At 64.6% G+C, this 22582-nt stretch carries 22 protein-coding genes and 1 pseudogene; 15 read left to right on the top strand and 8 right to left on the bottom strand.

What is annotated here, in order from left to right; all coding sequences use genetic code 11:
- Window positions 1–42 precede the first annotated feature (42 nt).
- The 3 genes and pseudogenes from ACQ5SA_RS01685 to ACQ5SA_RS01675 all read left to right on the top strand — a co-directional run bounded on the left by ACQ5SA_RS01685 (window position 43) and on the right by ACQ5SA_RS01675 (window position 2252).
- Entirely contained in the window at window positions 43–1101 is a 1059-nt protein-coding gene (locus ACQ5SA_RS01685; RefSeq protein ID WP_499312233.1) for an alpha/beta hydrolase, read from the top strand.
- Window positions 1098–1586 (top strand): annotated as a pseudogene (locus tag ACQ5SA_RS01680) ((R)-mandelonitrile lyase); the annotation flags it as partial. The gene ACQ5SA_RS01685 and the pseudogene ACQ5SA_RS01680, both read left to right, overlap by 4 nt.
- Window positions 1587–1679: 93 nt before the next feature.
- Window positions 1680–2252 carry a carboxymuconolactone decarboxylase family protein gene (locus tag ACQ5SA_RS01675; protein ID WP_499313271.1) on the top strand — a complete coding sequence of 191 codons (573 nt, stop codon included), beginning with the start codon at window positions 1680–1682 and terminating at the stop codon, window positions 2250–2252.
- Window positions 2253–2264: 12 nt separating this feature from the next.
- Here the strand turns inward: ACQ5SA_RS01675 and ACQ5SA_RS01670 are convergent, their stop codons facing one another.
- The gene (locus ACQ5SA_RS01670; protein ID WP_499312231.1) at window positions 2265–3158 is read right to left on the bottom strand and encodes a LysR family transcriptional regulator; all 894 of its coding nucleotides are present in this window, start codon (window positions 3156–3158) and stop codon (window positions 2265–2267) included.
- Between the two features lie 214 nt (window positions 3159–3372).
- On the opposite strand from ACQ5SA_RS01670, the gene ACQ5SA_RS01665 reads away from it, so the two are divergent.
- The 3 genes from ACQ5SA_RS01665 to ACQ5SA_RS01655 all read left to right on the top strand — a co-directional run bounded on the left by ACQ5SA_RS01665 (window position 3373) and on the right by ACQ5SA_RS01655 (window position 7815).
- Window positions 3373–4365, top strand: coding sequence for an aldo/keto reductase (locus ACQ5SA_RS01665; protein ID WP_499312230.1), 993 nt, complete (start codon window positions 3373–3375; stop codon window positions 4363–4365).
- A 144-nt stretch (window positions 4366–4509) separates the two neighbouring features.
- Entirely contained in the window at window positions 4510–5034 is a 525-nt protein-coding gene (locus ACQ5SA_RS01660) for a DUF6622 family protein (protein WP_499312228.1), read from the top strand.
- 129 nt (window positions 5035–5163) lie between these two features.
- Entirely contained in the window at window positions 5164–7815 is a 2652-nt protein-coding gene (locus ACQ5SA_RS01655; RefSeq protein ID WP_499312226.1) for an excinuclease ABC subunit UvrA, read from the top strand.
- A gap of 70 nt (window positions 7816–7885) precedes the next feature.
- Here ACQ5SA_RS01655 and ACQ5SA_RS01650 read toward each other — a convergent pair whose 3' ends face one another.
- On the bottom strand, window positions 7886–8851 hold the full coding sequence (locus ACQ5SA_RS01650) for an AraC family transcriptional regulator (RefSeq protein ID WP_499312224.1): 966 nt from the start codon (window positions 8849–8851) through the stop codon (window positions 7886–7888).
- Window positions 8852–8955: 104 nt separating this feature from the next.
- Between ACQ5SA_RS01650 and ACQ5SA_RS01645 the strand changes: the two genes are divergently transcribed.
- Both ACQ5SA_RS01645 and ACQ5SA_RS01640 read left to right on the top strand, forming a co-directional pair.
- Window positions 8956–10200, top strand: a complete 1245-nt coding sequence (locus ACQ5SA_RS01645) for an MFS transporter (protein WP_499312222.1) — start codon at window positions 8956–8958, stop codon at window positions 10198–10200.
- A gap of 63 nt (window positions 10201–10263) precedes the next feature.
- Window positions 10264–10968: a thermonuclease family protein gene (locus ACQ5SA_RS01640; RefSeq protein ID WP_442243565.1), complete on the top strand. Its 705-nt coding sequence runs from the start codon at window positions 10264–10266 to the stop codon at window positions 10966–10968.
- A 5-nt stretch (window positions 10969–10973) separates the two neighbouring features.
- Here ACQ5SA_RS01640 and ACQ5SA_RS01635 read toward each other — a convergent pair whose 3' ends face one another.
- From ACQ5SA_RS01635 to ACQ5SA_RS01620, 4 genes are all read right to left on the bottom strand, one after another.
- A complete protein-coding gene (locus ACQ5SA_RS01635; protein ID WP_353101012.1) occupies window positions 10974–11336 on the bottom strand; it encodes a hypothetical protein in 363 nt (120 codons plus the stop codon).
- Between the two features lie 181 nt (window positions 11337–11517).
- Window positions 11518–12516 (bottom strand): NADP-dependent oxidoreductase, encoded by a 999-nt coding sequence (locus ACQ5SA_RS01630; RefSeq protein ID WP_499312220.1) that lies wholly within the window; start codon window positions 12514–12516, stop codon window positions 11518–11520.
- Entirely contained in the window at window positions 12513–13295 is a 783-nt protein-coding gene (locus ACQ5SA_RS01625; RefSeq protein WP_442243562.1) for an SDR family NAD(P)-dependent oxidoreductase, read from the bottom strand. The genes ACQ5SA_RS01630 and ACQ5SA_RS01625 overlap by 4 nt, the downstream gene beginning before the upstream one ends.
- A gap of 61 nt (window positions 13296–13356) precedes the next feature.
- A complete protein-coding gene (locus ACQ5SA_RS01620) occupies window positions 13357–14454 on the bottom strand; it encodes an alkene reductase (protein ID WP_499312218.1) in 1098 nt (365 codons plus the stop codon).
- Window positions 14455–14587: 133 nt separating this feature from the next.
- Here ACQ5SA_RS01620 and ACQ5SA_RS01615 point away from each other — a divergent pair, with 133 nt between their 5' ends.
- Complete coding sequence (locus ACQ5SA_RS01615; protein ID WP_499312217.1) at window positions 14588–15169, top strand: TetR/AcrR family transcriptional regulator; 582 nt, start codon at window positions 14588–14590, stop codon at window positions 15167–15169.
- 90 nt (window positions 15170–15259) lie between these two features.
- Here the strand turns inward: ACQ5SA_RS01615 and ACQ5SA_RS01610 are convergent, their stop codons facing one another.
- Window positions 15260–16153: a LysR family transcriptional regulator gene (locus tag ACQ5SA_RS01610; protein WP_499312215.1), complete on the bottom strand. Its 894-nt coding sequence runs from the start codon at window positions 16151–16153 to the stop codon at window positions 15260–15262.
- Window positions 16154–16262: 109 nt separating this feature from the next.
- On the opposite strand from ACQ5SA_RS01610, the gene ACQ5SA_RS01605 reads away from it, so the two are divergent.
- The 5 genes from ACQ5SA_RS01605 (at window position 16263) to ACQ5SA_RS01585 (ending at window position 20992) form a co-directional block, all read left to right on the top strand.
- Window positions 16263–17321 carry an alpha/beta hydrolase gene (locus ACQ5SA_RS01605; protein WP_499312214.1) on the top strand — a complete coding sequence of 353 codons (1059 nt, stop codon included), beginning with the start codon at window positions 16263–16265 and terminating at the stop codon, window positions 17319–17321.
- The gene (locus ACQ5SA_RS01600; RefSeq protein WP_499312213.1) at window positions 17318–18526 is read left to right on the top strand and encodes an MFS transporter; all 1209 of its coding nucleotides are present in this window, start codon (window positions 17318–17320) and stop codon (window positions 18524–18526) included. Before ACQ5SA_RS01605 ends, ACQ5SA_RS01600 begins: the two co-directional genes overlap by 4 nt.
- 137 nt (window positions 18527–18663) lie before the next feature.
- Entirely contained in the window at window positions 18664–19809 is a 1146-nt protein-coding gene (locus tag ACQ5SA_RS01595) for a cyclophilin-like fold protein (protein ID WP_499312212.1), read from the top strand.
- Between the two features lie 59 nt (window positions 19810–19868).
- Window positions 19869–20237, top strand: a complete 369-nt coding sequence (locus ACQ5SA_RS01590) for a putative quinol monooxygenase (protein ID WP_353100825.1) — start codon at window positions 19869–19871, stop codon at window positions 20235–20237.
- A gap of 215 nt (window positions 20238–20452) precedes the next feature.
- Entirely contained in the window at window positions 20453–20992 is a 540-nt protein-coding gene (locus tag ACQ5SA_RS01585; protein WP_353100809.1) for an NADPH-dependent FMN reductase, read from the top strand.
- A gap of 41 nt (window positions 20993–21033) precedes the next feature.
- On the opposite strand, the gene ACQ5SA_RS01580 is transcribed toward ACQ5SA_RS01585, so the two are convergent.
- Entirely contained in the window at window positions 21034–21489 is a 456-nt protein-coding gene (locus ACQ5SA_RS01580) for a hypothetical protein (RefSeq protein ID WP_353100811.1), read from the bottom strand.
- 94 nt (window positions 21490–21583) lie between these two features.
- On the opposite strand from ACQ5SA_RS01580, the gene ACQ5SA_RS01575 reads away from it, so the two are divergent.
- The gene (locus tag ACQ5SA_RS01575) at window positions 21584–22546 is read left to right on the top strand and encodes a GlxA family transcriptional regulator (RefSeq protein ID WP_499312209.1); all 963 of its coding nucleotides are present in this window, start codon (window positions 21584–21586) and stop codon (window positions 22544–22546) included.
- Window positions 22547–22582: the final 36 nt, after the last annotated feature.

Here is a 22582-nt window from a genome sequence, read left to right as displayed (position 1 = left end):
ACACGCGCCGGCAGGGGTAACGTACAAACCCGGAGCACTTCAATGAAGCACATCGTGCGCGCCACGCTGTTGGCGATGTCTCTTGGCTTGGCAGCAGGCAACGCGTCCGCTGCCGACTACACGCTCAACCCCTTCAAATTGGCCTACGAAGGTGCGATCACGCGCAATGTGCCCAGTGAGGTCAACGTCCATTCGGTGTCCTATCCGCTGAATGGAATCGAGATCGCGGCAAACTTCTACACGCCCGCCAATTTTGATGCCTCGCGGAAGTACCCGACCATTGTGGTTGCCCACCCCAATGGCGGGGTGAAGGAGCAGGTGTCCGGCCTGTACGCGCAGCGTTTGGCGGAGCAGGGCTACATCGCCATTACCGCCGATGCAGCCTATCAGGGTGCGAGTGGCGGCCAGCCGCGCAGCGTGGACATGCCTTCCCACCGCATCGAAGACATCCACGGCATGGCGGACTTCATCAGTCGATTCCCCTGGGTCGACACCACGCGCCTGGGCTTGCTCGGCATCTGTGGTGGCGGCGGCTACTCGCTGGCGGCCGCGCAGACCGACAAGCGCTTCAAGGCCGTAGCCACGATCAGCATGTTCAACTCTGGCCGAGTGCGCCGCAACGGTTATGCGGACTCGCAGCTGGACACCGTCCCGCAGCGCCTGCAGCAGGCTTCGCAGGCGCGCGCACAGCAAGCCGCCGGCGGCGAAGTGCTGTACTCCGGCGACGCCAACCTCAGCGACGAGCAGATCGCCAAGCTTCCCTTCGATCTGTATCGGCAGGGCTATGCGTACTACTGGAAGACGCATGCCCATCCCAATTCCACCTTCCGCTACACGACCAGCAGCCTGCTGGACCTGATGCGCTGGGACGCCACCAACCAGATCGAACTGATCAACCAACCACTGCTGATGATTGCCGGCAGCAAGGCGGACAGCCTGTACATGACCCAGGATGCCTTCGCCAAAGCAACCGGTACCACCGACAAGCAGCTGGTGCTGCTGGAGGGGGCCACGCACATCGAGACCTACTGGGTGCCGAAGTACGTGGATGCTGCCGTCGCCTCGCTCACCACGTTCTATACCCGGACGCTTGCACCATGACCCCGCCTCGCAAATCTCCCGCGCAGACTGCGCTGCTGGGCGCTGCATTGAGCGTCGCGGCACCGTTCGCTGGCGCCGTCGAAACACCCACGCAGCAGATCACCCGGGCGGGAACGCAGTCGTCCGTTGCCGGTCCGGCAGCGACCTTCGTCGGCAAGGTGCGGGTAGATCCGCTGTTCCCGGCGGACGAGCAGGTGCGCGTCTCTTCCGCATACGTCAGCTTCGAACCGGGTGCGCGCTCTGCCTGGCACACCCATCCCGCCGGTCAGCGACTGGTGGTTACCTCCGGCGTTGGGCTGACCCAGGAATGGGGCAAGCCGGTGCAGCAGATACACGCCGGGGATGTGGTGGTGTGTCCGGCCGGGGTCAAGCATTGGCACGGTGCCGCGCCGCACAGCGCAATGACCCACCTCGCAGTAACCAGCGTGACAGATGGGAAATCGGTGGCCTGGCTGGAGCAGGTAAGTGATGACCAGTACCGTGAGGCATCAGCTGGCATCGAGGCACCCGTTGCCGGGCCTCTTTCGCCCAGGCAGCAGGCGATCCCGCTGATTGCCGCCGCTGCGGCCAGCAGTGACATGCCCCAGCTCAACACCGCGTTGGGCCGGGGGCTGGATGCCGGCCTGACCGTGAGCGAGGCAAAGGAAGTGCTCGTGCAGCTGTATGCCTATGCGGGGTTCCCAAAGAGCCTCAATGCCCTGGGCGAACTGATGAACGTGGTGCGCAAACGCGAGGAGCAGGGTATCGCCAGCGCACCCGGGAAGCCGCCCACCGGGAAGGCCCAGGTGGGCGATGCATTGCGCGCCGTGGGTACCGCAAACCAGACACGGATCTCCGGTGCCCCGGTGACCGGGCCGGTCATGGACTTCGCGCCCGTCATCAACCAGTTCCTGCAGACACACCTGTTCGGCGACATCTTCGAGCGCGACAACCTGGACTGGCAGAGCCGTGAGCTGGCGACGGTTGGCGCACTGGCCGCCATGCCCGGCGTGGAAGCGCAGCTGCGCTCACACATGGCGGCCAGCCAGCGCGTGGGCCTCAGCCGCGCACAGTTGCAGCACCTCGCCCAGCTGCTGGCACACAGCGGATATGCGGCCGCATCTGCCCGCGCAGTGCAGGCTCTGGAACAGACCCCGGCACCTTCGCCATGACCGTGCCGCCGTTCAATCCCGATAGCGCAGCGCGTCACGCAGCACCGTGAACGCAGGCGATGACTGCCTGCGGCTGGGGTAATACAGGTGGTAGCCGGGGAAGGAGGGGCACCAGTCCTGCAGCACATGGACCAGGGTGCCTGCCTGCACATGGGGGCGCACCAGATCCTCGGGCATGTACGCCAGCCCCAGGCCTTCCAGCGCGGCGCCCAGCCGCAGGGCAATGTTGTTGAACACCAGCTGGCCTTCCACGCGTACTTTAAGCTCCTGGCCCTTCTTCTCGAACTCCCAGGCGAAAATGCCACCGTGCGTTGGCAGGCGGATGGTGATGCAGTTGTGCCGGGTCAGGTCGTGCGGTGATCTAGGCTTCGGATGGCGCTGGAAGTAGGCAGGCGACCCGACCACGGCCATGCGCAGGTCGGGCCCGACGCGCACGGCAATCATGTCCTTGGCTACCTGCTCGCCCATGCGGATACCGGCATCGAAGCCCTCCGCCACGATGTCGGTCAGCCCGTAGTCGACAATCACCTCGATGTTCAGGTCGGGATTGGCCGGGAGCAGCTTGCCCAGTACCGGTTGCATCACGGTGAGCGCAGCGTGCTCGCCTGCGGTGATGCGCAGGCGACCGGCGGGTTTGTCGCGGTACGCGTTGAGCTGGGCAAGCTCGCTATCGATCTCCTCGAAGCGCGGTGCAATCACCCGCAGCAACTGCTCGCCGGCCTCTGTCGGCGAAACGCTGCGGGTGGTCCGCGCAAGCAGGCGTACACCCAAGCGCTCTTCCAGCTGGCGCATCGATCGGCTGAGGGCAGGCTGGGACATGCCCAGCTGGGCAGCGGCCCGGGTAAAACTGCGTTCCCGCGCCACCAGCGCGAACATGGCCAGCTGATCGTAATTCTCGACACTCATTGATGCGCACCGGGCATAAACGATATCCGATTATGCCTCTGCAGGAATGTGTTTTGGGGGCGTAGATTGGCGCCATGACGATTCCAACCCTCAACTCTGGTCGCCGGGCATTTCCTGGAGGCATTCGTGATGCAGGCCGACCAGGAGCGCAAAACCATGGAGAGCGTCAACGCCTGGTTGGCCACTCCGAACACTGCCCGATGAGGATTCGACCATGAAGTTCCGTTCCCTTGGACAAGGCCTTGAAGTTTCCGCCCTCGGCCTGGGCTGCATGGGCATGAGTTCGGCGTATGGCCCGGCCGCCGACAAGCAGGAGATGAAGGCGCTGATCCGCACAGCGGTTGAGCACGGCATCACCCATTTCGACACCGCCGAAGCCTACGGGCCCTTTGCCAACGAAGAACTGGTCGGCGAGGCACTGGCGCCCGTTCGCGATCAGGTGGTGATCGCCACCAAGTTCGGCTTCGACATCGACCCGGTCACCGGTGCCCGCGGCGCAGGCACCAACAGCCAGCCTGCACACATCCGGGCCGCTGTCGAAGCCAGCCTGAAGCGGCTGCGCACCGAGCGCATCGACCTGCTGTACCAGCATCGTGTTGATCCGCCGGTGCCCATCGAAGAGGTTGCCGACACCGTGAAGGCGCTCATTGCAGAGGGCAAGGTTGCGCATTTCGGCCTATCCGAAGCAGGCATGCAGACAATCCGCAGGGCGCATGCAGTGCAGCCGCTGACGGCTGTGCAGAGCGAGTACTCGCTGTTCTGGCGTGAGCCGGAAGCAGAGCTTCTTCCCTTGCTTGAGGATCTGGGCATTGGCTTCGTACCCTTCAGCCCGCTGGGTGCAGGCTTTCTGACCGGAAAGATCGACGAGCACACGCAGTTCGATGCAACGGATTTCCGCAATGCGGTGCCGCGCTTCTCCGCCGAATCACGCCGGGCCAACATGGCGTTGGTGGAGGTGGTGAAAGCGATGGCTGCAGAGAAGGGCGCCACGCCGGCCCAGGTCGCTTTGGCTTGGCTGCTGGCGCAGCGACCGTGGATCTCGCCGATCCCGGGCACGACCAAGCTCCATCGGCTGGATGAGAATCTGGGCGCAGTGGATCTGGTGCTCGATAAGGCCGACCTGGCGAAAATCGATAACGAAATGACGCAGATCAGGATCAGTGGCGCACGTTTGCCGGAGGCCGCGTTGAAGATGACCGGCAAGTAGGCATTCCTGCATCGCCTTGCTGCAGTGCAGAGGGGAGGGTGCAGGCTGTATCGCTGACACCTGTCACTTGTCCGGGCAATGCGTACCGCCAATAGTGAGCGCCACCGCCGCCTCCCTGGCCGGCGCTCACCGAAAGGACCTCCCGTGAACCTGCTGCAGCAACTCCTCTCGCAGACCCCCATCTGGGTCTGGGTGCTTCTGGCGTTCCTGGTCTCGCGCGGCATCGCGGCCATGCGACCGGGACAGACCTCGCTGCGGAAGCTGGCCATCGTGCCCGCGCTGTTCAGCGTCTGGGGCATCTGGTCGATCAGCCATCGCTATGGCGGCTCGCCAGTGGCGTGGGGCGAGTGGCTGGCCGGCATCTGCGCGGGCGCGGCATTGGGCTGGCTGCTGCTGCGCCGGGCGACGCTGACCGTGGACGCCTCCACGGGCACGCTGTGGCGCAGTGCCGACTACAGCCTGCTGCCACTGCTGTTGGTCACGTTCGTCATCAAGTACGGTTTTGAAACGGCGCTCGCCGTGGCGCCCGGCCTGAGCAGCAACGCAGGTTTCAGTGCCGCCTATCTCCTGCTGTCTGGCGGATTCACCGGCATCTTCATCGGCAAGTACTGCCGTTATCTGGCCGCGTTGCGCCGGGCGGCGCCCAGCGGGATGCAGCCTGCGGGCTGAGTCCAGCCCAGGATGAGGGGCGGTGCACGCGCTTCGGTCGCGCCCTCGCCACATTCACCTCGCAGCAGCGAAAATGCATCCTTGGGGGCGCTTTGATGCGCACCGCTCACTGCCTGCAGGAACGCAACGATGTCCAACAACCCTTTCGGAGAATCCTCGTGCGCTGCCGCAGCCGGCGGCTGCGTCGAGGTGCGCGGCGCGCGCGAGCACAACCTCAAGAATGTCGATGTCTCCATTCCGCGCAATGCGCTGGTGGTGTTCTCCGGGGTATCGGGTTCGGGCAAGTCATCGTTAGCCTTTGGGACGGTCTTCGCTGAGGCGCAGCGGCGCTACTTCGAGTCGGTTGCGCCGTATGCACGGCGCCTGATCGACCAGGCGGGCGTGCCCGATGTTGATGCCATCGATGGGCTGCCACCGGCAGTGGCCCTGCAGCAGCAGCGTGGCGCCAGCAATGCACGTTCGTCTGTGGGCAGTGTGACCACGCTGTCCAGCCTGGTGCGCATGATGTATTCGCGTGCGGGGGCATACCCGGCCAATCAGCCCATGCTGTACGCCGAGGACTTCTCACCCAATACGCCACAGGGTGCCTGCAGCACCTGCCACGGCCTTGGGCACGTCTACGAGGTGACCGAAGCGTTGATGGTTCCGGATCCGACGCTGAGCATCCGCGAGCGCGCCATCGCCTCCTGGCCGCCGGCCTGGCATGGCCAGAACCTGCGCGACATCCTGGTCACGCTCGGCTACGACATCGACATTCCGTGGAAGAAGCTGCCGAAGAAGGACAGGGAGTGGATCCTGTTCACCGAGGAAACGCCGACCGTGCCGGTCTATGCCGGCTTCACGCCTGCCGAGACCCGTACCGCGCTCAAGCGGAAACTTGAGCCCAGTTATATGGGCACCTACACCGGCGCCCGCCGCTACGTACTGCACACGTTTGCCAATACCCAGAGCGCGCTGATGCGCAAGCGGGTTTCCCGCTACATGGAGGGCAAGCTGTGCCCGGCCTGCCACGGAAAGCGCCTGAAGCCGGAGGCGCTTTCGGTCACCTTCGCCGGTGTGGATATCGGTGAATTCATGCGGCTGCCGCTGGATCAACTGGCGGATCTGCTTGAGCCCATCGCGCACGGCGATTTCAGCGCGCACAGCCGTGGCTCACGCAACAAAGGGGCCGCCACACGCCGCGATCGCGCCCAGCGAGCGGCCAGCGGTGGTGCCAGCCATGCCGCGGCCCCCGACGTACGACTGACCTCGGCATTGTCGGAAGAGAAGCGCTTGGCTGCACAGCGGCTCGCAAGCGGGGTCATGGCGCGTGTAAGGCAGTTGCGTGGCCTGGGCCTGGGGTATCTCTCGCTGGATCGCGCCACGCCGACACTGTCGGCCGGCGAGCTGCAGCGCTTGCGGCTGGCGACGCAGCTCAGCTCTTTGCTTTTCGGCGTGCTGTACGTGCTCGACGAGCCATCGGCCGGCCTGCATCCCGCCGACAGCCAGGCGCTGTACGACGCGCTCGACCGGCTGCGTGACGGCGGAAACTCGGTCTTCGTTGTTGAACATGATCTGGAGTTGATGCGCCGCGCGCAGTGGCTTGTGGATGTCGGCCCAGACGCGGGCGAGCATGGCGGGCGCGTTCTCTACAGTGGCGAGCCCGACGGTCTGCGGCTGGTCAAGGAGTCCCGGACCGCCCTGTATCTGTTCGACCAGATGCCGGCGGCCGCCAGCCGGCAGCGCAGCGCCAACAGCTGGCTGGAGCTGAAGGGCATCCACCGCCACAACCTGCAGGGCGTGGATGCGCAGGTGCCGCTGGGGTTACTGACCGCAGTGACCGGCATTTCGGGGTCGGGCAAGTCCAGCCTGATGGCGCAGGCGCTGCCTGAGCTGATGCTGCTGCACCTGGGGCATGAGCCCGCGGACGATGGCGCCGAGGGCGCGTCCACGGACGGGCCAACAGTGATCGAAGTGACGCGAGGTCGGTTGGCAGGCGATGTGGACGCCATCCAGCGGGTGGTGCAGGTGGATCAGAAGCCCATCGGCCGCACGCCACGGTCCAATCTGGCCACCTATACCGGGTTGTTCGACCACGTGCGCAAGCTGTTCGCCGCGACGCCGGCCGCACGCCGCCGGCGTTTCGATGCGGGCCGCTTCTCGTTCAACGTTGCCAAGGGCCGATGCGAGACCTGCGAGGGCGAGGGTTTCGTGAGCGTCGAACTGCTGTTCATGCCCAGCGTCTATGCACCGTGCCCCACCTGCCACGGCGCCCGCTACAACGAGGCCACGCTGAAGGTGCTGTGGAACGACCGCAACATCGCCGAAGTCCTGCAGATGACGGTTGACCAGGCGCATGCGTTCTTCATCGAGGAGGATGCCATTGCCCGCCCGCTGCAGCTGCTGAAGGAAATCGGTTTGGGCTACCTGAGGCTGGGCCAGCCGGCCACGGAACTGTCAGGCGGTGAGGCACAACGCATCAAGCTGGCGACCGAGCTGCAGCGCAGCCAGCGTGGGCGCACGCTTTACGTGCTGGACGAACCCACCACCGGCCTGCATGCGTCGGACGTGGACCGGCTGCTGGCCCAGCTGCAGCGGCTGGTTGAAGCCGGAAATACGGTGGTGATGATCGAGCATGACATGCGTGCTGTCGCGCAGGCGGATTGGGTGATTGACCTCGGGCCTGGCGCCGGCGCTGCGGGTGGCACCATCGTGGCCGAGGGAACGCCGCAGCAGGTCGCCCGCGCCAAGGGCAGCAGGACGGCGCCCTTCCTTGCGCGGGAGCTGGGGCAGGGCGACTGAGTCGAGGGCGGATCTGGATGGGTTGTTGATCGGCGGCTGGGCCATTGGCTGCCTTGTGGCCGGGAGCGGACTATGGCGAGGCCAAGGGGCGCCCGCGCCGAGTCGCCCCAGGAGAGTGCCCCATGACGCGCTTGTAGGCGCGACTGAACGCTGCCTGCGACGCGTAGCCGAGACGCTCTGCCACTACCTCGATGGAGAGGCTTTGGTGGGTCAGCCATTGACTCGCCAATTGCATTCGCAGCTCGGTCACGTACCGCAGGGGCGCGGTTCCAACAACGGTCTGGAACCGGTCTGCAAAGACAGAACGTGAGATGTTGGATTCTGCAGCCAGCGCTTCGACGGTCCAGTCACGCCCAGGGTCTTTGTGCAGGGCAAGCAACGACAGCGATAGACGAGGGTCGCGCATGGCCATGACCAAGCCGGATGCGCCGTCGCAACCGCGCTCGACCCAGTCGCGGACAATCATCGCGGCGACGGCATCCGCCAGTCGGGCGAGTATTCCTGCAAATCCAATACGTCCGGAGCACACCTCGCGCTTCATCGCGTCGACCATCGGCAACAGCCCGGGGAACTGAGTGCCGTTGCCATCGGCCAACATCACCGCCGGCATCACCTTGCTCAACCCTTGCATGCCACCCAGATCGAACACCATGCATCCGTGGAAAAGCACGGCGCTTGGCACGGCATGGGTGCTCGGGCACGTGTCTATCCCGCTCACCGTGTCACCCAGCGGAGCGGCGTCTATCGTTTCCAGGCACTGGACGGGATGGTTCTCGCCCGACAGCAACGCGTGTCCTTCTCCGCGGGGAAGAAGCACGACATCCCCGGCGGAGAGCACGTGTTGGCTGCCGTCCTCGCCACGAAGAATCGCAGTGCCCACTGCCACGTAATGGAAGTAGGCATGCCCTGGCTTCGGCGGAAATCCAAGCCCAAAGGTCGGCCCGGTCTGAATGCGTCGGTATTGAACGCCATGCAGTCGCATGCCGGTCAGCAGCTCGCTGATCAGGTCGGAGGGCAGGTGTGGGGCGTGGCTCATGGAGACGACTCGGGGTTTCGATCAAAAATGCAGGCCGAACAATCATAGATCATCCTGCCATGGCTCCCTAGACTCTCGGCTGCACGAATGCACTGGGATCTTTGATGAGCAATAACGTAGTGGATACCGCGGTCGCGCCTGATTCTGTGACCCGGGATAGCGGGGAGCCGTCGTCATCGGCATGGGTGGCCGTGTTTTCGCTGGCCATGGGTGTCTTCGGGCTGCTCACGGCCGAATACCTACCTGCCAGCCTGTTGACACCAATGGCGGCGGACCTGGATGTGTCGGAGGCGCTGGCGGGTCAAGCCGTGACGGTCACCGCGGTAGTGGCGCTGTTCGCCGGCCTGCTTGTGCCCCGGCTGACCCGTTCGATGGACAGGCGCTTGGTGCTGTTGAGTTTCACGGGTCTGATGATCCTCTCCAATGCCTTGGTGGCATTGTCGTCCAGCATGGGCGTCCTGCTGGTGATGCGCGTCCTTCTGGGCATCGCGCTGGGCGGTTTCTGGAGCATGGCAGCGGCCGTGGCCATGCGGTTGGTGCCGCCGCAGCGCGTGCCTCGCGCGCTTTCCATCATCTTCAGCGGCATTGCGGTCGGCACGGTGGTGTCGGTTCCCTTGGGGAGCTACCTCGGCGGGCTGCTGGGTTGGCGCAGCGCCTTCTGGGCGGCGACGGCGGTAGGTGCACTCACGTTTGCGTTCCAGTGGTTCACGCTGCCCCGAATGGCCCCGCGCAAGGCTGCAGCCCCAGAGTCGGTGGTGAGGCTCTTGCGCCGGCCAGGCGTTGCGGTCGGCATGTTGGGCTGTGTTCTGGCGCACACCGGTCAGTACTCGCTCTTCACCTATATCCGCCCGACGCTGGAGAGCTTGGGGCAGATGAGCGCCGATGGCGTGGCGCTGATTCTGCTCGGATTCGGCGTGGCGAACTTTGTCGGCACACTCCTGGCCGGCTGGCTCATGGAGCGCAGCTTGAAAGTCACGTTGGTGATCATGCCTGCCTTGGTTGGGGTAGCCGCGCTGGGCATGGTCCTGTTGCCGGTGGGCGTTGGCGGGCTGGCGATGCTGGTCGCGCTGTGGGGCCTGGCCTTCGGTGGCGTGCCGGTTGCGTGGTCGAGTTGGGTTGCACGTGCGGTGCCTGACCAGGCCGAGAGTGCCGGCGGGATGGTGGTCGCTGCTGTGCAGTCCTCCATCGCCGCGGGGGCCGCCTTGGGCGGTCTGGTGTTCGGGCTGGGGGGCATTGTTGCCGTTCTCACCGTTGCAGCGGCGGTGATGCTGCTCGCCAGCCTGCTCATTGCATTCCGGGTCAGGGTGAGCGCGGCGACGTTGTCGGCAGGTCCGGCGCTTCATATTTAGGCGACATCCGACCACTTCCGCTAGAGTGTCGCACCCCGTTTGAATTGGCGCTCGCACCCGAGCATGCGCTTAGAGGATGTCGTTGTTGTGTTGAAGGGTTTGGTGGTGTTGCTTCTGGTTTCTGCGTCGGTTCCTGGTGTGGCAGCAGAGCTGGTCGGCCGCGCGACGGTGACGGACGGGGACACCCTCACCGTGGCCAAGCAGCGCATCCGCCTCTGGGGCATCGATGCGCCTGAAAGCGCCCAGCAATGCACCGCCAAAGACGGACGTCCCTGGCCCTGTGGCCGGCGGTCCGCCGGCGTGCTGGACGCGTATCTGCTGGACAAGACCATTCGTTGCCAGCCCAAGGACACCGACCGCTACGGCAGGGTGGTGGCGGAGTGCTTTGTCCAAGGGACGTCGGTCAATCGGTGGATGGTGCGCTCCGGCTGGGCGGTCGCGTATCGCCAATACGCGACGGCATTCATCGCAGACGAAGCCGACGCGCGCCAGCATCAGCGGAACCTCTGGCAGGGGCCGTTCCAGATGCCAGCTGACTTTCGTCGCAGCAAGCGTGACCAGACGGTACGACAAGCCCCGGTGGCCGCGCAGCCGGCGCCGGGCGGATGCCGCATCAAGGGCAACATTTCCCGCCAGGGCAAGAAGATCTACCACGTGCCCGGCCAGCGGGACTACGAGCGCACCAGCATCGACCTGAGTCGCGGCGAGCGCATGTTCTGCAGCCCCGGGGATGCAATGCGCGCAGGGTGGCAGCCGGCGAGGCGCTGAGCTTCTCAGACCCTCCCATGCAGGCGACGGCGCAGCGCCCCTGCCGCCGCCGCGACGACCATCGCAGGCACCGCCAGCACCAGTGCATACACCAGTCCGGCCAGCAACAACGGGCCAAAGCCCGAGACCACGGCCACCACCGGCACCTGCAGCGCCATGAGCAACAGTCCCCATAGCCACGCCTTGCGGGGAAAACAGGCGCCTAGAACGGCGGCGATGCCCAGTGCGATGGGATAGACGACGGTCCAGAATGCAGGCGCGTCCCAAGGCTCGCCACCTGGCGTCCGCCAGGCCACCAGTACCCAGAACACCACGCCGACCTTCAGCGTGACAGCCGTTGCTGCAAGAAGATGTCCCGTCGCCCGCATCGTTGTTCTCCTGCACGAACATGCAGGATGCCACGATCGCGTTTCTCTTCGCGGAAACCAACCAGCGTGCCGAGCTCATTGATGCGTTCGGCAAGCTGTCTGGCAAGGGGTGGGAAGCTTTGCTCCTGAACGTACGGCGCAAGGCGAAGATGATATAGCGCGCGCCTGAGCCGCCCCGGCTTTACAGCTCCACCACCACTTTGCCCTTCGCCCGCCCGCTCTCCACATAAGCCAACGCGCCTTGGGTGTCCTGGAACGGAAACACCCGGTCAATGATCGGTGCGATCGCGCCGGATTCCACAAGCGATGTGATGGTGCTCAATTGCGCCCCATCGGCTCGCATGAAGACGAAGGTATACGTCACTCCCTTCTGCTTGGCCTTCCTGCGGATGCCACGGCTGAGCAGACGCATGACCTGCTTGAGCGGCCAGGCGAGCCCGCGCGTTGTCGCAAAGGCGGGCGTGGGCGGACCCGAAATGGAGATGAGATGTCCGCCCGGCTTGAGGATCTTCAGAGAGCGCTCCAGTTCATCCTTGCCCAGGCTGTTGAGCACCACATCGTAGTCGCGGAGTTCCGAGGCGAAATCTTGCCGCTTGTAATCGATGACGACATCCGCGCCCAGCTCCTTCACCCATGCGACATTGGCCGTGCTGGTCGTGGTCGCCAAGAAGGCTCCCAGATGTTTGGCCAATTGGATGGCCACGGTGCCGACGCCGCCGGATCCCGCCTGGATGAAGATCTTCTGTCCCGGCTTCAGCTGCGCGGTTTCCACAAGCGTCTGCCACGCGGTCAGTGCGACCAGCGGCAGCGAGGCGGCCTCCACCATGTTGAGGTTGCGGGGTTTGGGCGCTACAGAGCCCGCTTTGACCGCGATGAACTCGGCGAACGTGCCGATGCGATCATCGTCAGGACGTGCATACACCTCATCGCCCGGCTTGAACTGGGAAACGCCCGCGCCCACACGCTCCACCGTACCGGCCAGGTCGTTGCCCAGAATCAGCGGCAGGCGATACGGCAGGACCGCCTTGAACTCGCCACGCCGGATCTTCGTATCCAGCGCGTTGACGCTGGCCGCGTGCACGCGGATGAGCACATCGCCGTCGCGCAGCGGCGGCGTTGGTGCATCACCGACGTGCCCCGTTTCCTTCTTGCCATACCGGTCAATGAGGAAGGCTTTCATGCGCGGTAACGCTCCGCAACCTGCGCCTGGCGGAGATCCGAGAGCAGGCCCTGGCGCGATGCCTCCAGCGTGTCCCAGCGTGCGGCCACATGCAGCGGCGGAATGGTCACGGTCTCGCGGCGATCAAAGCCGACCAGGGCGGCATCAACCAGTTCGCCAACGTCCATCACTTCGGGCAGCGTGTTGATGTCGATGCCGGCACGCTCCCAGATCTCGGTGCGGGTGGCCGCCGGCAAGACGGCCTGCACGTAGACGCCCTGGGGCGACAGTTCCAGGCTGAGACCCTGCGAGAGGAACAGCACGAAAGCCTTGGTCGCGCCGTAGACGGTCATGCCAAGCTCCGGTGCCAGGCCGACGACCGAGCCGATGTTGACGATCGCGCCTTCGCCGGCGGTGGCCAATCGCGGTGCAATGGCAGCGGCCAGGCGCGTCAGGGCGAGGGTGTTCAGTGTCACCAGTTGGTCGATGCTGTCGGCCGATTGCGCGGTGAAGCCACCGGACTGCGCGATGCCTGCGTTGTTGATCAGGATGCCGATACGGGCATCGTCACGCAGGCGGGCTTCCACGGCGGCCAGATCGCTGCGCTGGGTGAGGTCGGCCGGCAGGACGTCTACGGCGACCCCGGTGTCCTGGCGCAGGCGCGCGGCCAGTGTTTCCAGGCGCGTCTTGTCGCGCGCAACCAGCACCAGGTCGTGGCCGCGGCGTGCGAAGCGTTCGGCGTAAACGGTGCCGATGCCGCTGGAGGCGCCGGTGATGAGGACGGTGGGAAGCTGGCTCATGGTGTGTCTCGTGGAATTGGAAGGGGCGAACGGCGTGTGCAGCGCGGCGCTGTCGAACGGGTTACTGCGGCGCCGTATCGGTCAATGCGGGGTAGTCGGTGTAACCCTCCGCACCGCCGCCGTACAACGTCGCTGGATTCAACGCGTTCAACGGCGCGCCGGTTTTCAGGCGTTCGACCAGATCGGGATTGCTGATGAAGCCGCGGCCAAACGCGATCAGGTCTGCATTGCCAGCGGCAAGGCGTGCGTTGGCCAGTTCAAGGTCGTAGCCATTGTTGGCCAGGTAGGTGCCGGTGAAACGTCGGCGCAGGCTGTCAAAGTCGAACGGCGCTACGTCGCGCGGGCCGCCGGTAGCACCTTCCACCACGTGCAGGTACACGATGCCCAGTGCGCTGAGTTGATCGACGATGTAGTCGTACTGCGGCTGCGGATCGCTGACGGTGGAAATCGCGTTGGCCGGAGAAACCGGCGAGATGCGCACACCGGTGCGGTCGGCACCGATCTGCTGCGCCACGGCGGCGGTGACTTCCAGCAGCAGGCGTGCGCGGTTCTCGACCGAACCGCCGTAAGCATCGGTGCGCTGGTTGGCGCCGTCCTTGATGAACTGTTCCAGCAGGTAGCCGTTCGCACCGTGGATTTCGACCCCATCGAAGCCGGCGGCGATGGCATTGGCGGCGGCCTGGCGGAAGTCGTTGACGATGGCCGGCAGTTCGTCGATCTCCAATGCGCGCGGCTCGGACACATCAACAAAGCCGTTGTGCACGAACGTCTTGGTCTGCGCACGGATGGCCGAGGCGGAGACGGGTGCGGCGTGGCCGGGTTGCAGATCCACGTGCGAGATGCGGCCCACGTGCCAGAGCTGCACGAAGATGTGCCCGCCACGTGCGTGTACGGCGTCGGTGACCTGGCGCCAGCCGTCGATCTGATCCTGCGTGTAGAGCCCGGGCGTGTCCTGGTAGCCCTGGGCCTGGGCCGAGATCTGGGTGGCCTCGGTGATGATCAGGCCGGCCGAGGCCCGTTGGGCGTAGTAGGTGGGCGCCAGCGGGCTGGGCACCAGGCCGGCATCGGCGCGGTTGCGCGTCAGCGGTGCCATCACGATACGGTTGGCCAGCGTCAGTGGGCCAAGGGGGTAGGGCTGGAACAATGTCGTGGTCGTCATCTGATGTGGGGCTGGTGGTCGTTGCCACAATGATGATGACCATAATCCATGATGTCAATGGTTTGATGATGAACGTAATCCATATGTGCTAGACTGCCGTCCTTCCGCAGCACAGCCCCTGGGGCATCGGGTCATGAAGGTCACCAAGGCACAAGCGCAGGCCAACCGGGCGCACATTGTCGAAACCGCATCCACGCTCTTCAGGGAGCGGGGCTACGACGGTGTGGGCGTTGCAGACCTGATGGCGGCTGCAGGGTTTACCCACGGTGGCTTCTACAAGCATTTCGGCTCCAAGACCGACCTCATGGCCGAAGCCTCCATCTGCGGCCTGGCGCAATCTGCCGACGCTGCGGCGGGCATGGATCTGGCTGGATTTCTTGGCTACTACCTTTCCCGGGAGCATCGGGATGACCCAGGCCACGGCTGCACGATGGCCGCGTTGAGTGCAGACGCCGCGCGCCAGCCGGCAACGGTCAAGGCAGCCTTTGCCGCCGGCATTGAAGCCCAGATAGGGCGCCCTGCCGGCGAGGATGAGCCGATGGGCGAGCACGCCAGCCCGGAGGCGCGTGCGCGCCGGATAGCCCTGATGGCCATGGCCGTGGGCGCGGTGGTGCTGTCCCGGTCCTGTCCGGATGATTCGCCGCTGGCGGACGAAATCCTGGATGCGTGCCGGGCGGCTGTCCTGGCGCGCCTGCCGGATGCATCCGATCCCTGAGTCGCGCCTGCGCGCGTGCGTCTGGGCCGTCAGCCGGTGCGCGCGATGCAGGCCGCCGTGCTTCGGTCCGACCTGGCACCACCGCGGACCTTAAGCGTCCCGCTTCAGCCAGCCCACCAGCGCCGAAAATGCCGGCGAGGGCTGCCGGCGGTTCGGGTAGTACAGGTGATAGCCCGGAAAAGGCACGCACCATTTGTCGAGCACGGCAAGCAGCCGGCCCTCGGCAATGTGATCGGCCACCATCGGCTCAGGCACGTACGCCAGGCCCAGGCCGTCCAGGGCGGCATTGATCACGTGGATCATGCTGTTGAACACCAGTGGTCCGTCGCCGCGCACGGTGAACTCCTTGCCTTTCTCCTCGAACTCCCACGCATAGATGGCGCCATTCGGCCGATGTCGGATGTGCACACAGCGATGTTGCGTGATATCGGCAGGCTTCCTTGGCTTGGCATGCTTCTCGAAATAATCGGGCGATCCAACCACCACCAGGCGCCAATCCGGCCCGACCCTGACCGCGATCATGTCCTTGCTGAGCGCCTCACCCAGCCGGATGCCGGCGTCGAAGCGCTGTTCCACCACATTGGTGAAGCCGTAATCGACGTAGAACTCCAGTGTGATGTCCGGATACTCGGCGAGGAATCCGGCAAGGCGAGGGCGGATGATGGTCTCCATCGAATCGTCCGTGCAGGAGATCCGCAGGGTTCCGGCCGGGCGATCGCGCAGATCCCCCAATGCCTCCACACTGGCGCCGATCGCCTCGAAGTGCGGTGCGATGGAGCGCATCAGGCGCTCGCCCGCCTCGGTCGGGGAGACGTTGCGCGTGGTCCGGGCCAGCAGCCGGATGCCCAGGCGCTCCTCCAGCAGCCGCATCGAGTGGCTGAGCGCAGAGGGTGTCACCCCCAGGCGAACAGCAGCCTTGGTGAAACTCTGCTCCTGTGCCACCACCAGGAAGGCTTGCAGGTCGTTGGTCTTCACGCTGCTCATGGGTCAATTGTGAGCTCAACTCAGTAATGCATCAACTTTCAGCCGGCTTATCGCGGTAGCAGGCGCCGCCTATCGTGGCGACCTGAGTTCCCACTGAGGCCGTCCGCACATGAAACCCACCACGCTGCTGCTGGCACTGATTGCCAGCCATTTCGTTCCGCAGTCGGCCGTGGCCGCCGAGGCACCGGTCACCGCAAGAACCGCCGGCGCCGACAATTTCTACAGAAGCGCCAGCGTAAAAGGCGAGCGCGTCAGCTTCCGCAACCAATACCAGATGGAGGTGGTCGGAACGCTGTACCGGCCTCAGGGCCAGGTGCGGGGTGCCCGCGCGCCAGCCGTGGTAGTCGGTCATCCGATGGGCGCAGTGAAGGAGCAGAGTTCACAGTTGTACGCGCAGAAGCTGACTGAGCAGGGCTTCGTTACGCTGGCGATCGACCTGTCCTTCTGGGGTGAAAGCGCCGGTACGCCTCGGCACCTGGTGTCGCCGGAGATCTATTCGGATGACATCAGCGCGGCGGTGGACTTCCTGAGCGCGCAGTCGTTCGTGGACCCGGAACGAATTGGCGGCTTGGGTATCTGCGGCAGTGGCAGTTTCGTGATCAGCGCTGCGAAGATCGATCCACGCATCAAGGCAATCGCGACGGTCAGCATGTATGACATGGGCGCCGCTGTGCGCCAGGGGTTGAACAACACGCAGTCGCTTCAACAGCGCAAAGCGATGATCCACGCGGCGACGAAGCAGCGCCTGGTTGAGTTCAACGGTGGGCAGGCCGCCTATGTGCCGGGCACCGTGAATACGCTGGATGCCGATACGCCGGACGTGCAGCGTGAGTTCTTCGATTTTTACCGTACGCCGCGCGGTGCCTATGCGGCCGCAGGCGAGCAGCCCGAACGAACCACCCAGCCGCTGTTCAGCAGCCTGGTCAAGTTCGTCAATTTTTATCCTTTCAACGATATCGAGACCATCTCGCCTCGGCCGATGTTGTTCATCTCGGGCGACCACGCACATTCCCGTGAGTTCAGCGAGGATGCGTACCGCAGGGCAGGGCATCCGAAGGAACTGTACTGGGTGAAAAATGCCGGTCATGTAGACCTGTATGACCGCGCCGACCTGATTCCCTTCGCCAGGTTGGCGACGTTCTTCCAGCAAGGCTTGGCTGGGAAATGAGCAGCAACGACGCAACGGCTGACCGGGCCAACTGGGGAGGTGTGCTGGCGATGACGCTGTGCGTGTTCGCACTGATCGCCTCTGAGTTCATGCCGGTGAGCCTGCTCACGCCCTTGGCGGCTGACCTCGGCGTGTCCGAAGGGCTGGCCGGGTATGGAATTGCCATCTCCGGCGCCTTCGCAGTGCTGACCAGCTTGTCGATCTCCCGGTTGGCCGTCAGCATCAACCGGAAGACGCTGCTGCTGACGCTCACCGCGGTGATGGCGGTGTCGGGCGTGGTGGTGGCGATGGCTCCCAGCTACCCGATGTACATGATGGGCCGGGCGCTGATCGGCGTGGTGATCGGTGGGTTCTGGTCGTTGTCTGCGGCCACGGCCATGCGCCTGGTGCCTGCAGCGCAGGTGCCGCGAGCACTGGCGATCTTCAATGGCGGCAACGCGCTGGCGACGGTAGTGGCTGCACCCTTGGGCAGCTATCTTGGCGGCGTGATCGGATGGCGCGGTGCGTTCCTGTGCCTTCTGCCTGTGGCAGCCATCGCGCTGGCATGGCAGTGGCTGTGTCTTCCTTCCATGCCCGCAGAAGGAAGGCAATCCCACGGCGGGGTACTGGCCCTGTTGCGGCGGCGGGTAGTGATGCTGGGCATGGCGGCGTGCGGCGCCTTCTTCATGGGGCAGTTTGCCTTGTTCACCTATGTGCGCCCGTTCCTGGAAAAGGTCACGGGGGCAGGGGAGTCCGCGGTTCCTCTGGTGCTGTTGGCCATTGGTGCAAGCGGCTTTGTGGGCACGCTCGCGATCGGGGCATTCATCAGGCGTGGCCTCTACCGCACACTGGTGGCTGTCCCGATCCTGATGGCGGTGATTGCCGTAACGCTGGTGCCCCTGGGTTCACACCTTTGGCCCACCGCCGTACTGCTTTCGGTATGGGGGCTGCTGGCCACGGCTGCACCGGTGGGCTGGTGGAGCTGGCTGGCACGCACGTTCACCAGCAACGCCGAGGCGGGCGGGGGGCTGATGGTAGCGGTGGTGCAGTGCTCGATCGCGGTGGGTTCCACCCTCGGTGGCCTGCTGTTGGACAGCGCTGGTTTCGCCAGTACGTTCCTGGCCGGTGCAGGCCTGCTGTTGCTCGCGGCCTTGCTTGCCTATGTCACGGCCGCCGATGCTGCATCCGCGTCCGGCTCGGCGGTTGCCGCGGAAGCCCGAGGCTGATGGGACGTTCGGCGTGGATCATTGGGCAGTTGCTTTCGCTTTGCCTTGCATTCGCGGCGGTGTCTGCATGTTCTGCCGAGCAGAATCAACACGCCGTTGCGCTCATGAAAACGGCGCCCAACCCGAAGGTCACTGCAATGAAGATCCGGCTGATCATCAACGACCAGACGCTGTCGGCCACGTTGGAGGATAGCGTTCCCGCACGCGAGTTCGCCGCCCAGTTGCCGATTACCCTTCAGCTTGAGGACTATGCTGCTACGGAGAAGATCGCGCAGCTCCCGCACCGCCTCAACATTGCCGGCGAACCAGACGGGATCACGCCAGTGGCCGGCGATATCGCCTTCTACGCGCCGTGGGGGAATCTGGCGATCTTCCACAGACCGTTCGGCTACTCGAAGGGGCTGGTGCTGCTGGGACGTATCGAAGGGGGCCTGCAGGCTCTTCGCACGGCGGGGCCGGTGGAGGCACGCATCGAGTTCGAGTGGCCGTCCGGCCGTATCCCCCTGCACACGACCGCTGCAGCAGGCGTCGAGCCGCGCGCGCAGTCGGCGTATCACGCTCAGCCGGCGGGCCAGCGGCGGGTGCTCACCTCTGGCGCACACGAAGGAGCAGCTATGAACATCAAATACAACGGGGTTTCTGCCACCGAACTGGATTCCCGCCAGCAAGCCATCATTCCACTCAGCGCCTCCGCAGCGGCCGGCGACATGACCGGCCTTCGGCAGTGGTTGAATCAGGGATTGGACGCAGGGCTGAGCGTGGTCGAAGTGCGCGAAGTCCTTGTGCAGGTTTACGCGTATGCGGGCTTTCCGCGGAGCCTGAATGCGTTGAGCGAATTGATGAAAGTGGCACAGGCACGCAGGCAGCGGGGCATCCAGGATGAGGCCGGCCGCGAGCCCGGCAGGCCGATTCCCAAAGGCGACGCCTTGCTCGCTGCAGGCACGGCCAATCAGACCAGGCTGGCTGGCGGCCCGGTCTCAGGGCCATTGTTCGATTTCGCACCCCAGGCAAATGAGTACTTGCGTACGCATCTGTTTGGCGACATTTTCGAGCGCGACAACCTTGATTGGCAAAGCCGCGAGTTGGCCACGGTCAGCATGCTGGCTGCGCTGTCCGGGGTGGAGCCCCAGTTGCAGTCTCACATTGGCATCAGCATGAACATAGGACTTCGCCCAGAGCAACTGTATGGGCTGGCTGCTGTTCTCGAAGCACGCTTCGGCCTGGAGGCGGCGGAACGTGTTCGTGTCAGCATTCACCGTCAGCTTGAGGCCCGGCACGAATGATGTTCAAGCAGGAGATACCGTCGAATGGCGCGCGCGCATTGGAGAATTGATTGAACAAGATGATCATCGGCACCTTGATCAGCATGGTGGCATGCTCCTTCAGTGTTGGCGCGCAGGAGGCACAGATGACAAGGCTCTCAAAGCTCACCATCAATGCAGACCATCTGCCGGCCTATCGGGATGCCTTGGCTGAAGAAGTTCGCGCTTCCATGGAGCTGGAGCCAGGCGTGCTGTCGTTGTACGCGGTCTTTGACAAGGAAGATCCGACCCGGCTGACCATCCTTGAAATCTATGCGAGTCGGCAGGCTTACGAACAGCATGTGAAGAGTTCGCATTTCCTGAAATACAAGAACGGGACGCTGCACATGGTCAAGTCACTGGAATTGGTCGATGTTGACCCACTTCTGCCGGCGCTGAAGATCAAGTAGCCGTCAGGTGGGGGCGATACCCAGGGGGCAGGCGCCTGCCGATAGGCTGCGGTTGTTGTTCACCGTCATCGTGGAGGACGGTCTTCGCCTGTTTCTGCAGGATCGGTGTCTCTATGAAAAGGCGGGGCAGCATCAGGTCCCGCAGAATGGCGTGCAACGGGGCGCTGCGGGTCATTGCCGGACACGGCGGCAGGTGCCTGTGATAGCGTGCCGGGATGAAGATCCTCGCCGTATCCGGTAGCGCTCGCCGGCTGTCCACCAACACTGCATTGCTGAGGGCGCTGGAAGAAATTGCCCCGCCGGATATCGCGCTGAGTACCTACGCTGACCTTGGCGGACTGCCCGTTTTCTCTCCCGATCTTGAAGATCTGCCCTTGCCTGACAGCGTCGTGCACTTCAAGCGATGCATTGAAGCCAGTGATGGCATTCTGATTTCAAGCCCCGAGTACGCAAGAGGCATTCCAGGCGGCTTGAAGAACGCCATGGATTGGCTCGTCTCGGGCGATCTTGTGGTTGCAAAGCCCATCGCCCTGGTGCATGCATCCCATCGCGGCGAAGACATGCTCGCGGCTCTGCGGCTTGTGTTATCGACAATCAGCTCCCGCTTCAACGAAGCACTGTTCCTGCGCTTCCCCTTCATGAAGATGGAGCCGGAGGCCATTGCCGATGCCGTAAGGCAGCCGGTCAATCGCGGACCGGCGGAGGCCTTTCTTCGGGAATTTGCCCGCTACTGCCGGCGACCAGAGGGCGATTGAACATGATCGTTGGTGCAGTCTGCTGACAAGGGCTTGCGGCGTCAGCGGTTCACCGGCACTTGCAGATGGGAATACCCCGCGGCCTCCACGAACTGCGGCAATGTCCACAGCTGGCCGTTGGGCCCCCACGTGCCATCGGCAACATCGCTCACCATGATCGAAGCGGCCAGCCGCTGCGTATCCGGCAAGGCCAGCGATTCCACAATGGCCTGGTGCACAACCGCCGCGTAACGGGATCGGTGCTGTTCGTCGAGTACGCCGGCAGGGGCCAGGACGTGGACCAGGCACGGAATGACGTGGAGGAAGTCGGCACTGCCGCCACAGCGCCAGAAGCCGGCCGGCACCTCCTCGGCAATCACCCAGCACAGGCTGCGTTGGCGAGGATCAGGTCCCAGGCCACTGCATTGCGTTGCAGCGGTGTTCACGGCGGCGATCATCCGCTCGCGCTGAAGAGCGGTCAGTGCGTCGGCGGGTGTCTTGATGAGGATGGTGGGCATGGATAGCGCTCGTGGGTGAGGGAGCGCCCATTCAACCGCGCGACGGCGCGGACCTGAAGTGGCTGATTTGCCAACAATCGCGCACAATCGGCCAATGCATGATTTCGTCCTGGTGGTGCCGCACGCCCCCTTTGCCTCCAGCGTCACCCTCACTCTCGATCTTCTGACCACCGCAACCAAGCTGGCGTGCCGGGTCGGGGTTGCACCGCCGCGCTGGCGGGTCTGTGCGGTGACGCCAGGATGCATTCCGCTTGGCAACGGCCTGCAACTGCAGGTGGAAAAGTTGCCTGTGCGTTCCTCTGCGCACGAATGCTGGATCCTGCCGGGCCTGGACATCGACGATGCCAGCCAACTCGATGCTCGCCTGAGCCAGCCGGACATCCCGCCTTTGCTGGCGGCGCTGCGTCGCCATGCCAGGGCGGGCGGCACGATTGCAGGCTCCTGTTCGTCCGTGTTTCTGCTCAACGCCGCCGGATTGCTGGAGGGACGCTGCGTGACCACAACGTGGTGGCTGGCCTCTGCGCTGCGGCGCGTGGCGCCCACTACGCGTGTGGAACCCGATCGCATGGTGCATGCGGATGGCCCGCTGGTCACCGCCGGCGCCGCGATGGCACACATGGACCTGGTGCTTTACGTCCTGCGCCAGCGCTTCGGCGAGCAGCTCACTGCCATGCTGGGCCAGGCATTGCTGGTCGAGCAGCGTCGCCTGCAGTCGCTGTACATGTCGCCGGCGATGATGGTGCCCGACAACAATCTGATAGCGCTGTTGACCAGCCACATTGCAGAAGCCCTGCCGGAACCAGTCACGGTGGGCACGCTTGCAGCGCGGGCCAACATGTCCACACGCACCCTCAACCGCCAAGTGAACAAAGCGCTCGGCTACGGGCCGCAGCAGCTCATCCAGTCGGTGCGCTTGAACCGGGCGCGGGTGCTGCTGGAAAGCGGCGGGCTTTCGGTGGAAGAGGTGACCGCGCAGGTGGGACTCGGCGATTCTGCGACGCTCAGGCGACTGCTGCAGAGGCGATTGGGCCTGAACCCCACCCAGGTTCGGCGATGAGGGGGCGCATCGCGAGGCGCCGGCTTGCGAACGCCC

This window comes from Stenotrophomonas indicatrix, from assembly GCF_050573115.1.
GTDB lineage: Bacteria > Pseudomonadota > Gammaproteobacteria > Xanthomonadales > Xanthomonadaceae > Stenotrophomonas > Stenotrophomonas lactitubi_A.
The sequence above is the reverse complement of the archived record's forward strand: the minus strand, read 5'-3'. Positions and strand labels throughout refer to the sequence as shown.